This is a genomic window from Vibrio sp. Sgm 5 (assembly GCF_026241575.1).
Classification (GTDB): Bacteria; Pseudomonadota; Gammaproteobacteria; order Enterobacterales; family Vibrionaceae; genus Vibrio; species Vibrio jasicida.
Genome location: NZ_JAPHPY010000011.1, coordinates 88,620 through 103,789 on the forward strand (window position 1 = coordinate 88,620; position 15,170 = coordinate 103,789).

The window sequence follows — 15,170 nt, forward strand, 5'->3', positions numbered from 1 at the left end:
ACCTTGTCTTATAGTTCCATGGATCCAAGTAACCACTTGAACCGTAATCTGATTTGTTCGACATCATAATAAAAACGAAGGTCTACGACCAACAAAAATGTGTCGATGTTTTGTCAATTGACTCAATTGTGCCAACTTAACAGCAAAAAACGCGCCAGATTCTCTTTATCTGTCCGCGTTTTCTATCGGGAGCGGTTATTCACCAAAGCTACTGCGTCGTTTTGCCATAGCGTTCAAAATGGCTTCGGAATCTAGAATTGCAGTCCATGATAAAAGGTTATCGTCGTTTTCTATCATGAAAGCAGTCAGTTGCGACACAAGCGCCTCTCGAAGCGCTTCGCCTTTCCAAGGCTTTGCGATGTAGTAGTCTAAACTGGCGTGGTTCACCGCTTCTACGGTATCTTCTAGCCCAGCTTGTCCTGTGAGCAGAATTTTACGTGCAGATCGAGTGTCGCTATTTTGACTCAACTCAATCAAAAAGCTGATGCCAGTTTGTTCTGGCATAATATGGTCGCAAAGAATGAGAGCCAAACGAACGCCTTCGTCGGTCATTTCTTCTATCACCTGTTTCGCTTCTGTGACAGACTCTGCACCCTCGACAACAAAGTTATCTTCAAAGGGCATGAGATCTTGAAGGACACTATCCAAGACTTCTCTTTCGTCATCCACGCACAAAATCAGATATTTCGTCATGTTTCATCTCCTTCTGATGTGATAGGCAGCCAAACTTTCATGCAGGTGAAATGGTTCAACTCTGAATCCACTTCAATCCAACCATTGTGGCTTGCCACGATTTGCTGGCAAATTGAAAGCCCGATACCTAAGCCAAAGTTACCTTCTTTCTTTGTTGTAAAGTTAAGTTCGAAAATCGCTTTCTTCTGTTGTTCAGGAATGCCGCATCCGTTGTCTTTAAACGAAATCACAGCATAAGGTTGATGGTTTTTTTCGATTAGTTGCGACTGAATGCTGAGTCTCCCTTTTTCTGGGAATGCGTCAATTGCGTTGGAAATGAGGTTTGTCCACACTTGTTGTAACGCGATAGGCTGACACAACGTGTTGGGTAAGCTCGCATAATCTGTCGCGACCTGATGCAATTTGAGGAGATTCTCGAAGATGACCAATGTATCTTCTATGCCTTCATGAAGGTCAGCATAGTGTAGTGTTTCATCATCTGAACGAGCGTAACCTTTTAAGCTCTTAACCATGTCGGCAATACGGGCGGCGCAGACGTTAATCGAGCGAAGTGATGCGCCTACTTGGTGATATTGTTCTAACGTTCCCAATGAGCGCAGTGACGCCGGTTCTTGGCGATTGAGTTTATCGATGAAGGCCAAGTCTGATTCTAATCCTAGATTGACCACTTTTTTCCCTAAAGCGCGGTCGGGTAGGTAATGGTTGAGTTGTTTCACTCTTTCCCTAAGTTCTGCTGTTGAGGCCGGCTTGGCTTTTTGGGCATGAATGAGCAGTTCTACGCCTTTTTCTTGAATGTCGTCGGTTGGGAGTTTGGTGAGTAATTCTTCCAGCGTATGGGTTAGATTTTCGACGCCACGCAATATCGCAGCGATTGGGTTATTGAGCTCGTGCGCTACGCCTGCGACTAATTGGCCGAGCATGGCCATCTTCTCACGTTCAATTAATTGTTGATGAGCAGACTCTAATGATTCTAAGGTTTTTTGTAGCTTCAACTTGGTATTGATACTGCGTTGTAATCGGCGGTTAAAGTGGCGAAGGAGCAAATTAGTAAACAGTGGTAGCAAATTAGAATCACTCTGCATCACCTTACGGAACACTTTTCTGTCCAGTTTTATGACTTCTGTTTTGGTCAGTGTTAACGCTGTCGAGAAAGAGCTTTCTCCAGTAACAAACGACATGCCACCTACGATGTTGCCTTTTGAGTGACGAACGACCTCACGTTGCATACCAAGTTCGTCTCGCTTATAAAGCGCAACCTCGCCACTGGTGATAAACCATAGAAAGCTGTTTGGCTCTCCCTCTACCGTTAGTAAGTGTTCGGGTGAGTAGGTTCGGCATGCTTCGCTATCGTCATCTTGGGTGAAAAAATATTGCAACGCGCTAATCACTTGCTCTGCCAATTCACTATCAGAGAGGGCATGGTAATCATTCAAAAAGCCCGCCTGATAGTTACTCATTTGGTTTTCAATATGCGCACGTAACAACTTGTGCTGATCGAGAATTTGGCTATAGCTGAGCAAATCTTCTTTGTCGTGACGAAGGATAAATTGAGTCAATTCTTTTTGGGCAGTATTGAAAAGAACTTTATCGGGTAGAGGTTTGGTCAAGCAGTGGTCGAGACGCCCTTCGTTTACCGCCGTTAAAATAGCTTCGATATCGGATGAACAACTGATCAGTATTCTCCGAGCGTTTTGCGTGTGAGGTTTTCGGTCTAGACCGATAAGAAAATCAACACCATTAAAGTGTGCGTGGTGACTCGCGATGACTAGAGCAACGGTTTGCTCTCTTTCTTCTAGGTATTCGAGTGCGCTCTGCGCTTCTTCTATGGATTCGACAGAGAGAATATCAAATTTGCTTGAAAAGGCGGACAACTCCAATCGAAATTGCTCAGCACTGATAGGATTATTGTCGAGGCACAATACAGCGTAACGGTTCACAGGTGTTTGAGCTCCGGTTAAAACTTGGCACAAACAACATATCAATTAAACACCGCAATGGTTGAGAGCTGAGTATTGTTCTTGATTAATGAACTAAAATAACCATCAATAGTCTGATTTAACTCAATGTTTTATCCGCTTAGGGTTTGGGTTAGACTGAGCACAAATACTCAATAAGTGATGTTATGAAAAATCTTAAAAAAATAGGTGCCATCGGTGGTGCCATTTCTCTTGCGCTTTGTTGGCCACTTGCGGTTGGGCAGATTGGTCAAACCATCATTGAAGATGGTATTGCAAACATGAATGATGACATGGTGAAGGGCGAGATCGTGAAATACGACCGCGGTTACCTTTCTTCGGTTGTCCTTACTCGTTACACCGTGGTTGACCCAGATATCAAAACTCAACTTGAGCGTGATGGTTTGCCAACAACTTTCGATGTTACGAGTGACTTATCTCACGGTTTAACCAGCCTTACGGCGGACTCTAAGCTGGTGGACGCTGATTTCCTACCACTTACGATGCACAGTAAAACCCAACTAAACGGTAATACTGCCTTTACCTTAGATTTGGATAGCTGGAACTATCAAAACGATGCTCAAGGAATGTCATTATCGACGAGCCCATTACAAATCACTGGTGACGTGACGGTGCTTGGTGATCTGAACTATCAAGTTTCAGTGCCTTCAGTACAAGTGGATTTTGAAAACGGCGAAGAAATTCATTTAACCGAACTGACTGGTCAAGGGAAAGGTAAGCAAGCAAAGGGGTACTGGTTAGGCGAACAAACGTTCTCATTGCAGAAGCTAGATGTCGTTGATGCGCAACTTGCTCCGATGTTTATGATTGAGAACGCGACATACAACGGTAACACTTCTCTTAATGAAACTGGCGACAAACTCAACAGTAAATTGAACCTAGAAGCCAACCAACTGCGTTTGACGGATGGGACAGATGTCGACAACTTTAAGTTGGACTTTTCAATCGCCGATGTTGACAGCCAATCGTTTGATCAGATTATGTCTATCTATCAAAACTCGCCAATGCTAGATGAGCAAGAAATCCAAACGTTGCTTCCTCACATTGATACGTTGTTTAGCAAGGGCTTTAAATTGTCAGTGAATGAGCTTTCTCTTGCGTTTGGTGAAGGTAAATTCCGTAACGAATGGCAACTGTCTGTACCAGAAGGAACGGATAATATCACTCAAGACCCAATGAAGTTAATGACGGCAACAAGCGGTTCGTTAAGCACTTATTTCTCTGATGAGCTTGTGGATCTTTACCCATTCATCCAAGAAAGCGTGGATGAGCTGATGGTGATGGAACTTATCGAGAAAAAAGACAACGGCTACCAATTGAAAGCACAAATTTCTGATGGGAAACTGAAGTTCGAAAATGGACAAGAGTTTCCTTTAATCGCGTTGCTTATGCCTGCATTGATGCAATAGGCAAGTTTACAACGTAAGTTTTTAGCTTTTTCAGATTAAAAAGAGGTCGTAAGACCTCTTTTGTTGTTTTTATCCCCACGAAAACATGATATTAATTTCGTCATACTTACTTAGCAGGAGCAATGAGCATCATGGAACAAAATACGGACAACGTATTTAACTTCAGTGCAGGGCCAGCAGGTCTGCCAAAAGCAGTCATGCAGCAAGCACAAAAGGAGCTAATTAATTGGCAAGATCTTGGAACTTCAGTGATGGAAATCAGTCACCGTAGTAAAGAGTTCATCAAGGTTGCGGAAGAAGCAGAGCAAGACCTTCGTGATCTTCTTAATATCCCAAGTAACTACAAAGTACTGTTTTGCCAAGGTGGTGCTCGTGCTCAGTTTGCCGCTGTTCCGCTTAATCTATTAGGTGATGCAGAAACTGCGACTTACATCGATGGTGGCTACTGGGCTGAAAGTGCAGTGGCAGAAGCCAAAAAATACTGTGAACCAGATGTTTTCAACGCGAAGACAGTGATTGATGGTAAAACGGCCGTACTACCTGCAACAGAGTGGAAAATTGCCCCTGACGCAGCGTACGTGCATTTCTGTCCCAACGAGACCATTGATGGTATTGAAATTAATGATCTACCAGTGACCGACAAACCGATTGTTGCGGATATGTCTTCAACGATTCTCTCGCGCGAAATTGACGTATCGAAATACGGTGTGATTTATGCAGGCGCGCAGAAGAACATCGGCCCATCAGGAATCGCGATTGCTATTGTTCGTGATGATCTGCTTGGTCTAGCGAAAGAAGTACTACCAAGCATTTTGGACTACAAAGTGCTGGCAGAAAAAGAGTCTATGTTCAACACCCCCCCAACATTTGCTTGGTATTTATCTGGTCTAGTTTTCAAATGGCTAAAAGCGCAGGGTGGTGTTAAAGCTATTGAACAAGTAAACCGTGAGAAAGCGGCGCTGCTTTATGATTATATCGACCAGTCTGATTTTTACCGTAACGGTGTGCATCCAGAGAACCGCTCTTTAATGAACGTCCCATTCCAACTGGCAAAGCCAGAGTTAGACGGAACATTCCTTGAATTAGCGGACGCTAAAGGTCTAAAAGCACTAAAAGGGCACCGCGCGGTTGGCGGTATGCGTGCTTCAATTTATAACGCAATGCCGTTAGAAGGTGTGCAAGCGTTGGTCGACTTTATGCGCAACTTTGAGCAAGAGTATGCTTAATCCAGACCTGTGATATAATCCTCCAAAGCGTCGCAATAGCGGCGCTTTTTACTTTCTACAAGATCGTTTTCTAATGGAATCATTCGCACAGAACCATTGGACGGTTTTGAATAACCAACATTGGTTCGCTATCTTTGTAACACCATCTATTTTAGAGAATTCTAGTGAGAAACCTCTGCTTAACCTTACTGCTTTGCTTCTCTAACCTGACTGTTGCTCAGGAGATCCAAGTATGGAGCGGCATTGAATATTCAACGGTTGCTGAAATCAACGAACGTTTTGAAGAGCAAACAGGAAACACATTGGCGATCAGAGAGTTTGATGTAAACAACATCCGCTCTGAATTGTTATTGGCCAAGCAAACTGGCATTACCGTACCGGATGTCATTTGGGTGCCATCAGACTTCCTTGGGCTGCATGACTACTTTGACTTGGCTAAGATTCCTAGCAGTTGGATAGAAGAAAAGAGCATTGAGCCCAAAGCTCTGGAATTGGTAACGGTAGATAATGCCATTTATGGTGTGCCTTTAGGTTTGGGTAACCATCTTGTGTTGTACGTAAACACTAAATTGACCCAAGAGCTACAACCTACGTGGGAAAAATTGTTGGAAGAGGCTAAGAAGGGGCAATCCTCACTCGCGATGCAATATCCAAACATGTACTTTTTAATGTCGTTTGTACCTATGTTTTCGGAGCATCGCTCAAAACCGGTGACCGATATTGATGTTGGTGCGCTAGCGGCGGCGCTTAGATTTTATGGTGAGTTGCCCCAAGAAGGAGTCGTCAAAGATAACTACTCTCAAGAGCAAGCTCGCCAGCAGTTTATTGAAGGGGAAGTTGCCTATCTTATCGATGGTGATTGGGCTCTGGGCGAGCTAAAACAACATTTTTCTAAAGAACTGAAAATCAGCAGTTTGCCTACCTATAACAATCATCACATGCATTCTTTAAGTGGTGGTAAAGTGTTGGCGTTTAATGAGGAGGCGATGGCCAACCCTGCCAAGCAGAAAGCCATGCGAACCTTGGCGATGATTGTACAAAAACCAGAGTTTATTGAAGATGTGATCATCAACCAAAACTTGATTTCTACTAATCGTTCTATCAATCGCAAGTGGTATGACTCTGACACCACCTATTACAGTGACTTGTATGAAGAGCTAACCCCCGCTTATGCTATGCCGAGTACGGTGGAAATGGCGGTCACATGGGAGGCATTGATTCGTGGCTACAAGCGTTTTAAAGCTGGAATGCCAGCAGAAAGCGCCGCTGAGTTTGTGGTTGAATTTATCCAAAAGCATTCCGAGCATATCCATAAAAGCAGGAAGTCTTCATCATGATCAGTTTGCGTAATATCTTAACGTTGATCGTGGTGCTCGGATCGTTGTTACCTGCTTATTGGGTAGGTACTAGCATGATTGATAAACACCAAGCAGATTTGTTGGTGCAAAAAGAAATCAAGCTAGAGAATACCAATCAAGGTATTCAGAAAACCGTCAAAGAAGACCTTACCTTCATTGCCAATTTAACGCGTTGGTATTCGAAAGATCGCCTGTTAGTTCAGGGGATGGATAACGTTCTTTACTCGAGCATCATTTGGCAAATGATTGAAACCTTTGAAGAGTTGGCGACCAACGTCAGTACTACGTACATCATAGACAAAAACTGGCAGCCGATGTATGAGAGCAACGGGTCAGTTTACCATCTGGAAAACAGTAAGTTATTAGAAAAAATACGCGCAGCAGATACGGTATACAAACAAGGGAAAATGTTCCATACCACTTATTTTTATGAAGGCTTGGTACTCAAAGGTGGTCAAAGTGGTCTTGTTTTTGTGAGTCCATTGCTGCCATATACTTTGCTACCTGATTCAGAATATGAACCCCAAGGTTATCTTGTTGTATTAGTGTCGTATCAGGACTTGATTCAGATATCGCAACCGTTCCTTTACGCACAAGAAAGTGTCAACTTTCATTATGGCTCTGTTAGTCAAACGAAGGGTGATGCCTCTCGACATCTAACCAATATTGAAGTGCTGAACAACAACTTTGTTGAACCATTAGAAGTTTCGATGATTCACTCTGTGTCTAACGTAGCACGTAATCAGGAGTTGATGCAGTCTAAGCAACAGCTACTCAATATCATAATCGCAACCTTAGTGGTGACGTTATGTATCGCCGTGGTCGCGAGTCGCTGGCTTACGCGTCCAATTCGAGAGATGGAAATCGTCGTACGCAGTTTTAAAAACAACACTCGCCCAGACTTACGACCAAAACGTTTTCAATTTAAAGAGTTCCGCCAACTGATGAACTTGTTAGATTCGTTGTGGTTACAATTGACCAACCACATGGATGAACTGGAGATTCGTAACCAAGATTTACGGAAAGCTAACCAGCAAGTGCAGGACACCAATGCTCAGCTCGCCAATTTTAACCAAGAGTTGGAACACCGAGTTGAAGAGCAAACGGCGGAATTGCGTGTCAACTTAACGCGAGAAGAAGCCCACCAAGAGAAGTTAATGACTTTAATTAACTTTACCACGAGTCATGCAGGTATTGGTTATCATGCTATCCCAGGAGTGATTAACTCTGGGCTGAATCGTCTGATAACAAGTTCAGATATGCGGTTTAGTTTTAGCCATCCAGAGGGAGGGCAGACGAAGACGATGCGCTCATCCACAGGAACCGTACTTGGTTATTTCGATTATGGTCAGTATGAGATGAATGAAGAAGAACGCATTCTGATCGAACTATTCAAAAAGCAGCTCTACTCCTGGTTGGAACTGGAAGATTTTGCTCGTCGAGACAAGCTTTCACGTTGTCTAAATAGAAAAGCATTCGATGAAGATTATGAGTTCGCTTGCCAGTCGTTGGTAAATGGGCGATGGAACTCAATAGCGATTATTATCATCGACATTAACGGATTAAAAATGTTGAACGATAACTATGGTCACGACCGTGGTGATTTGTTAATAGCAAAATCAACACAATTGATTAAATCCGTATTAAAAGAGGAGTTCATGCTTTACCGAATCGGTGGTGATGAATTTGCGGTGATTGCGAAAAATATTGATAGCACGGCGCTTGATGCGCTAACCTTCTCTCTGGAAGCTGCGCAAGAAGACAAGTGGATAGAAATCTCAGAACATAAGCGTCACCCAGTTAAGTTCTCAGTTGGTGGGGCATCAAGCGAGGGGACCTCTCTTGATAACTTGTTCTCCATGGCTGACGAAGCCATGTATGAGCGTAAGAGAGCGTTCTATGAGAGCACAGAAGAGGATTCAAGAAAGACGTAGTTTCGATATACGATGAATACATAAGAAAGCCCTCATTCCTTATAGGAGTGAGGGTCTTTTTAGCCTGTTATTAATGAGGCTGCCTTGTCACTTTAAGTGAAGCGTCAAAGGTTTTGCAACTGCGATAGACTGAATAGGGGAAGCATCATCTAATGGGTAAGAGATATTTGAGCTGATAATACCTGCATTGTACAAGCAATAAACAATGTCTAGTTTGATATTATTCTGCTCCAATTCAATTCCTGTAAATACGGTACCGCAATCGGCGATCTCGGTTAAGTTCAAGGCTTTTTGCAGAGATATTTTAAGTAGGCGATCTTCAGAGTCGTAGCTAAATGATCTGACCGCAAAGTCATCAATGTCGATGACTGATTGATTATCGTCATCGGTATCGAGGAAAATTGGGTTTACTTTATCCCTGTATCGAATTGATAGCGTTCCGTGCAAATCGAATGGATAGCGGATCTTTTTCATGCTTTTCACCTGTGAACAAGTCTGTTTCGCGCGTCAAAGATTGATCATAGTGATTGTATTCTGACTTTGGATAGCATCTATGAAATGAAAAAACCTTAAATTGCTAAGTAGTTTTATTTTCATGCACTTACGTAAAAATAATTTAATAAACAAAGATATTATTTGTGCTTTTCACTTGTTTGTAAGAGTGATTGAACTGGTACGTTATAGTAAGTTCCCTAATCAACCTTAAGCATATTAATGAATGCTAAAATGGTATTTGCCTATAAATTTATTTCAATCACAAATATGATGACGACAAATAGTGATACCAACGAACGCGGCGCTAGGAGTAAGTTGTAACAGAAAGGCAAGAATAGAAACTTTATCGAGCGTTAAAGGCTAGTGAATTTTCAAGATCGTTGCTATTCGGAGGAAGGCCAATAACGACGAAGCAAAACGTTGTCGACATTGACCTTAACGTAGCGAAAAATTGATGAGCTGTTCGTTATTCGAGGTTTATTATCAGCAAATGCAATGTGGGTGCTCTAGACATGTGTCGCATTCGCGCTCGGTACAGACACCACAGCAAGTTAATAAGTAAAGAAACTCCGGTTGAGTAAATAGCTCACTGGTTTCGATGTACATAACAGCACGCGTATAGCGTTTTGAACCAACTTTAATTGCACCAACAGGATTTTCACTTTCATAGGCTGCAACGCTAAATCCCATTTTTAACATGACATCAACAGAGCTCTTTAGGGTCACGCTCGCATAGTAGTGATGAATATGCGCATTTTGAGCGAGGAAAGTAAACTCAGTGTGCAATTGCCTGCGAAATACTCGTTCGCTTTTCGAATGTTGGCTAATCGCGTAGTAGGAATATGTACCTTTGTCTTTCAATGGTTTCGTTAATCTCAGATCGATGGTATCGATGGGAAGACGATTTCGCTTTGTCCTATCAATTTCGTTTTCTAACGTTGGGGCGCTAAAAAACATACCAATGTTATGACCAACCAGTTTACCTCTTGATAAGTACTTATAAGCGATCGCGCGGCCATCCTTTTGATATTCGACCAGATCGATTGAAGAGAGGTTGTGTTTGATATTGAGCGACTTTAATTGGTCGTGAAAGTTGTTCAAACTATGAATAAAGTCTTGCTCATTATTTTGACTCAGCTCCTCCTCTTCGATGTACTCGTGCTCGACTTGGCGTACACTGTTGTAATCAATGCCAGATATAATTGACATCGCATCCTGATACCGTTGCTTTAGCGACAGCTCGAATTGCTCGACATCTTCTTTTAGCGATAAATCTAGCCCTAGGCTACATAAGTACGGCAGCAAATTATTCTCGAATGCACGAAGCACTCTTACTCGTCGACTAAGGCTTGGTTGAGTGATACCTCTTTCCCATCTACTGAAGGTGACGCAATCTATATTTGCTAAATCACCACCTAATAGATTTAGCCTAATCGATGCTTGCTCCTGAGTTAACCCTAACGCGGTTCTTATTGATTTTAGATAACTCCCGAACACCTTACTTTCTCCCATATATCTAAAACATGTCCATAGCTAATTGTTATTCTTCGTTTAAGTTATGTGCATGACATTCCTCTACCGAATAGTTTTAAGGTCATAAACGATATTCGGTTTGCGACCTTCCTTCTAAAATTGATACGGCTGATAGGAGGTTGAAAATGCATTAATATTCATGTCGTATTTATTCATAAATATCATAAGAATCGTATTATGTTTGATATTAAATTGAGAAGGCATTTGTGCTATTGAGCAATGAATAGGTGCCTAGTTCTCGCATTTTTTGTCTTAATTTTGGGATGGATAGCCCTGAAATTACAGCATTTTTGAGAATTTAGAGTAAAACTTGATGATGTATTTACAATTATACGTGCTGTAAATTATTTCTTGGTCTTATCTTAAAAGTGAGAAATGTTCATATCAGATAACATATTTCATATGGGTATATTAGATATTTATTTAAGGTTATTTGCCGAACTTAGCCTTATTCGGCTGCCAGTAGAGTCATTATTCTAAATTAATGGCGGCGATGAATCGTCCGACATTAATTTAGATAGTCTTTATGTTTTGGTTAACAACGTTTGCTATGACGTTGATGTTGATGGAGTAGGTATATCATTGAAGATTGTGCTAACAATATCGATGTATCTATTTTAAGTAAGCATTTGCGATAGGCCGTTTTACCTATCGTTACTGAACCTGATTTATCAGGGCTATCATAGGCCACTTTTTCGGCCCCTAAGCTGACAAGGTATTCAGAGAACTGATTATCAAACGAGTAATAGTAGAGGCTGGTAATGTTGGATCTTGCAGCAAGATAATCCACTAAGGTTGGGTGAAGCATCATAAAGACTTGCTGGTTTGCGGCGTATCGACTCAAGCAGCAAAGTGCGAGTTCTCTATTTTCAGTATAAGGTTTCGCTAAACTAAACGGTAATGTATGTTCCGGTCTAGTAAAGAGTGATTCGAGATCTTCTATTTTGAATAAAAAAGAGATGGAGTGCCCTCTGACTTTATGGCTTTCTTCATCTAGGTAAACGTTGGCGATAACTTTATCTTCTTTATGAAAGCTCAATAAGTCTAAGTCAATCAAACCAGGGTAGTGTGCATCGGCATTGATAAAGAAGTTCTTCAATCGGCTGGCATGATCTGCGGTTTCATTCGAGAACATCGATTCTTCAATGATTTTAGTGTCTTTCTGAGGTTTCAATTCTTCGTATTCAGAAGACATTAGTAGCGCACGTTGCGAGTGAAAACGATCATAGAGAATATCATCTAATATCGTTCCTTCTGATGGGGCTTCTATTGTCAGCAAATACGGCTTGAGATCCAAAGTCAGTTGTCGTAGCACTTTGATTGCTTTTACCGAGTTTGGGGTTGTGGCGTTTCTTTCCCAGCGGCTAATGGTGACAGAGTCAACCGAGGTGAATTCTGGGCTAGATAGATTTAGTTTTGTGGCAAGTTCCCTTTGCGTTAATCCATGTTGAATTCTCAACTGCTTTAGATAATCTCCAAACATAAACTTACCTTGTTTTTATTATTGAAATGAACCAACTAACAATTGCTCGTTACATTATGGTCGTTGAACATTAAGCATAGTGGTTTTTCAGAAGCAGTAATAATTCTGGCCTTGTTAGCCATACCGCACTATCTAATTTGAGCAAGCAACGCATGTATTTTTCATGGCCGATTTTAACGATGCCATGCTTATTGGGTGTGTCGAACGCGACCTTTTCGGCCCCAATGTTGATCATGTAATCGGCTGTTAGCTTATCGACTGCGTAGTAATAAAGATCATGAACATTTGCGTGTCTCGCAAGGTAATCGATCCCTGTTTGATGATCGATCCAGAAGGTGGGCTCATCGGAGCAAAAGTGGGTGAGTGTGCAAATCGCCATTTTTTTGTTTTGAGAATAAGCTTTCGTTTTCTTTATCGGGATTTTCAAGAAAGGGGAGCAAAAGTAATCATTGAGATCTTCTGCATGAAAGAAGAAAGAGAGAGAGTGCCCAAGTAGCTTACCCGAATCTTCGTTAATGTATTTTTTCCCGTAGATTTTGTGTTCTATCTGATGTTGGTATAGGTCTAAGTCGAATAGTGCTTCGTTTTCAATACCGATGCTGTTGAGAAAGTTCTTCAATCCCTCTTCATATTTCTCTGAACGCGATTCAAATAAGGGGAGCTCTTTTACGTCATCTTCTGCAGTTTCTTTTGATGAGTGATAAGAGGAACTCATTAACACATCCCAAGGAGAACGGTATCGATCTTTCAAATAGTTGTTGATTTGGGTCCTGTTTTCTTCAACCTCCAATGAAAGTAAGTACGGACGAAGATCATTGGTCAGTGAGCGTAAGACTTTGACTGCTCTAATCGGGTTAGGTGCTGTGCTATTACGCTCCCAGCGACTCACTGTGACAGAGTCAATAGATACAAATTCTGAGTCGATCAAATTTAGTTTTACCGCAAGCTCCTTTTGCGTAAGGCCCGCCTCGCCCCTAAGTTGCTTCAGGTAATCCCCAAACATATAAACCTCATAATAAATTGAATATTATTAAATTCTTACCGGAGTCTACATAAATTGTAGTCGTTATTTTAATGTTAGGTAGTGTTATCGTTAACCATGTCAATAATATGTCTGAGTTTGGTTATATCCTTTTCATACTCCTGTTTTTAAAAGGATATCGCAGCGTCTTGCTATGCGTTTTGTAACAGAGAGATGACTTCTGGACGAGATAGCCAATTGGCACTGTCCACTCGATATAAACAACGTTTGAATGACTGATTTCCAATTTTGACGATGCCATCTTCATCTGGTGTATCGAATGCAACCTTTTCCGCATTTAAACTTTCCATATAATTCACCGACCATTGGTCAATCGCGTAAAAGTAGATGTCATGTATATTGGCATGAGTGGCGACAAATCTCGCCCCTGATGCATTGTTTTCCCAAAACACGGCTTCGTTGGATGAATAACGAGATACCGTGCACATGGCCATGACTCTATTTGAAGAATAACTGCGAGATTGTTGAACTGGTAGTGGAAAATAAGGGGACGAAAAGTATTGCCTTAGCTCGTTGGCATCGAGTAAAAAAGCAATTCTGTGTCCTAATATTTCCTTCGTATTTTTGTCGATGAATTTTCGGGCAAACAATTTTTTGTCTAATTGGTATTGATATAAATCAACATCAAAAAGTGCCTTATTGTCGAGGTCAATATTGCTAAAAAAGTGTTTGAGATTCGCTAAGTAAACGTCTTGATCGCTTTCTAGTAATGGGCATTCTAAGACTTCTCCTGCCGGAGTTGGTACGTCGTAAGACGACGCCATTAAGGTCGCCCATGGCGATTTAAAACGATACTCTGCTATTTCAGCAAGCAGGTTTTTATCTACTTTCGTTGGCAACTGACGCAAAAAAGGCATCAAGTTTGTCGTCAGCACTCTTAAAATCTTTATCGCTTTAATAACCGTGGGGGCGGTCGTTCCTCTTTCCCATCGACTGATAGTTACTGGACCGATGGAGGCAAACTCGGCGCTTGCAAGGTTAAGCTTAGTGGCAAGCTCTTTTTGTGTTAATCCAATCTCTTCCCGCACTTGCTTTAAATAGCCGCCAAACATCAAATACCTCTCTCATTCTGTTTTTATATTAGGTTATTGATTGCTATGTCATTATAGAAGGCGCATAGCAAAGCTCAAGCAATCCCATTTTTCGATGCCTACAGTTGTGCGTTTCGTTGATTTACTCTTTCGGGCTGACAAATACTTTTGAATGGTGTTATGTATGAGTAATTTAACCAAGGAGGATAAATGTAAGCAGGTCTTTGCTGATATTAGTAAGGGAGCATTCTATCCAATCTATCAACCGATCTATGGTATGCGGCAAGATCTCCTTCTAGGAGCAGAAGTGTTAACGCGATGGAATACGCCTCGTTGTATTGAGTCTTCATTTCGTTGTATCGAAGAGGAGGGGTACGCAAACCAATTTACCAAGCGTTTATTTCAAAAACTTACCAAGCAATTGAAAATGTTGCCGAGCTCTGTCCGATTCATTTCGGTCAATATTCCGCCTTCATATCTAGCGAGCGTTTCATTTTTGGCAGATGTTTTACCTCTATTACAGTCTTGCAACCGAGGTAAAATGACTCTCTGGTTAGAGATTACCGAGAAAAACCAATATCCGACGGAAGTTGCTGATCAACATATGTTTCAAATGAACAGAAAGGTTTGCCAGCGTTTGGGTATCAAAATTGCCTTGGATGATTTTGGTAGTGCGAATCACAGAGATGAAGCCATCATTCGTTATGTTGAGCCCGATATTGTCAAAATGGATCGCAGCTTATTAACCATGAGGGGAGAACAGTATGCGATATTTTGGCAGTGTTTAAGCCTTTGGAAGCAAAAGTACCAATTTGACCTTGTTGCAGAAGGAATAGAGACTCCGGACGACTTGAATTTTGTACGACGTTTGTGTGTGGATTATGCACAAGGTTACTATTTACACCGACCTACACTACGCAGCGATCTTGACGACAATTTGTCATTCGACACATTGGCACAAAGCCAACGGTTACTCAAAAGAGCGTAGCT

General features: G+C 41.7%; 12 protein-coding genes. 5 read left to right on the forward strand and 7 right to left on the reverse strand.

From position 1 onward, the window contains the following. Nucleotides 1-195 precede the first annotated feature (195 nt). A complete protein-coding gene (locus tag OQJ86_RS08720) occupies nt 196-693 on the reverse strand; it encodes a response regulator (protein ID WP_038868702.1) in 498 nt (165 codons plus the stop codon). Continuing rightward, nucleotides 690-2,630: an ATP-binding protein gene (locus tag OQJ86_RS08725; RefSeq protein ID WP_265987500.1), complete on the reverse strand. Its 1,941-nt coding sequence runs from the start codon at nt 2,628-2,630 to the stop codon at nt 690-692. The genes OQJ86_RS08720 and OQJ86_RS08725 overlap by 4 nt, the downstream gene beginning before the upstream one ends. A 185-nt stretch (nt 2,631-2,815) precedes the next feature. Between OQJ86_RS08725 and OQJ86_RS08730 the strand changes: the two genes are divergently transcribed. The 4 genes from OQJ86_RS08730 to OQJ86_RS08745 all read left to right on the forward strand — a co-directional run bounded on the left by OQJ86_RS08730 (nt 2,816) and on the right by OQJ86_RS08745 (nt 8,596). Continuing rightward, complete coding sequence (locus OQJ86_RS08730; RefSeq protein ID WP_265987501.1) at nt 2,816-4,078, forward strand: DUF945 family protein; 1,263 nt, start codon at nt 2,816-2,818, stop codon at nt 4,076-4,078. Between the two features lie 131 nt (nt 4,079-4,209). After that, on the forward strand, nt 4,210-5,304 hold the full coding sequence (gene serC, locus OQJ86_RS08735; RefSeq protein WP_038868699.1) for a 3-phosphoserine/phosphohydroxythreonine transaminase: 1,095 nt from the start codon (nt 4,210-4,212) through the stop codon (nt 5,302-5,304). Nucleotides 5,305-5,468: 164 nt separating this feature from the next. After that, nucleotides 5,469-6,641 carry a sugar ABC transporter substrate-binding protein gene (locus OQJ86_RS08740; RefSeq protein ID WP_038868698.1) on the forward strand — a complete coding sequence of 391 codons (1,173 nt, stop codon included), beginning with the start codon at nt 5,469-5,471 and terminating at the stop codon, nt 6,639-6,641. After that, the gene (locus OQJ86_RS08745) at nt 6,638-8,596 is read left to right on the forward strand and encodes a diguanylate cyclase domain-containing protein (protein ID WP_265987502.1); all 1,959 of its coding nucleotides are present in this window, start codon (nt 6,638-6,640) and stop codon (nt 8,594-8,596) included. Before OQJ86_RS08740 ends, OQJ86_RS08745 begins: the two co-directional genes overlap by 4 nt. An 87-nt stretch (nt 8,597-8,683) precedes the next feature. Here OQJ86_RS08745 and OQJ86_RS08750 read toward each other — a convergent pair whose 3' ends face one another. The 5 genes from OQJ86_RS08750 to OQJ86_RS08770 form a co-directional block, all read right to left on the reverse strand. Next, complete coding sequence (locus tag OQJ86_RS08750; protein ID WP_265987503.1) at nt 8,684-9,070, reverse strand: hypothetical protein; 387 nt, start codon at nt 9,068-9,070, stop codon at nt 8,684-8,686. A gap of 504 nt (nt 9,071-9,574) precedes the next feature. After that, nucleotides 9,575-10,588 carry a helix-turn-helix domain-containing protein gene (locus tag OQJ86_RS08755; RefSeq protein WP_265987504.1) on the reverse strand — a complete coding sequence of 338 codons (1,014 nt, stop codon included), beginning with the start codon at nt 10,586-10,588 and terminating at the stop codon, nt 9,575-9,577. Between the two features lie 571 nt (nt 10,589-11,159). Next, the gene (locus OQJ86_RS08760) at nt 11,160-12,107 is read right to left on the reverse strand and encodes a helix-turn-helix domain-containing protein (RefSeq protein WP_039974469.1); all 948 of its coding nucleotides are present in this window, start codon (nt 12,105-12,107) and stop codon (nt 11,160-11,162) included. A gap of 70 nt (nt 12,108-12,177) precedes the next feature. Continuing rightward, on the reverse strand, nt 12,178-13,110 hold the full coding sequence (locus tag OQJ86_RS08765) for a helix-turn-helix domain-containing protein (RefSeq protein WP_265987505.1): 933 nt from the start codon (nt 13,108-13,110) through the stop codon (nt 12,178-12,180). Between the two features lie 170 nt (nt 13,111-13,280). Further along, on the reverse strand, nt 13,281-14,201 hold the full coding sequence (locus OQJ86_RS08770; RefSeq protein ID WP_265987506.1) for a helix-turn-helix domain-containing protein: 921 nt from the start codon (nt 14,199-14,201) through the stop codon (nt 13,281-13,283). A 163-nt stretch (nt 14,202-14,364) separates the two neighbouring features. Between OQJ86_RS08770 and OQJ86_RS08775 the strand changes: the two genes are divergently transcribed. Next, nucleotides 14,365-15,168, forward strand: a complete 804-nt coding sequence (locus tag OQJ86_RS08775) for an EAL domain-containing protein (RefSeq protein ID WP_104034805.1) — start codon at nt 14,365-14,367, stop codon at nt 15,166-15,168. Nucleotides 15,169-15,170 lie beyond the last annotated feature (2 nt).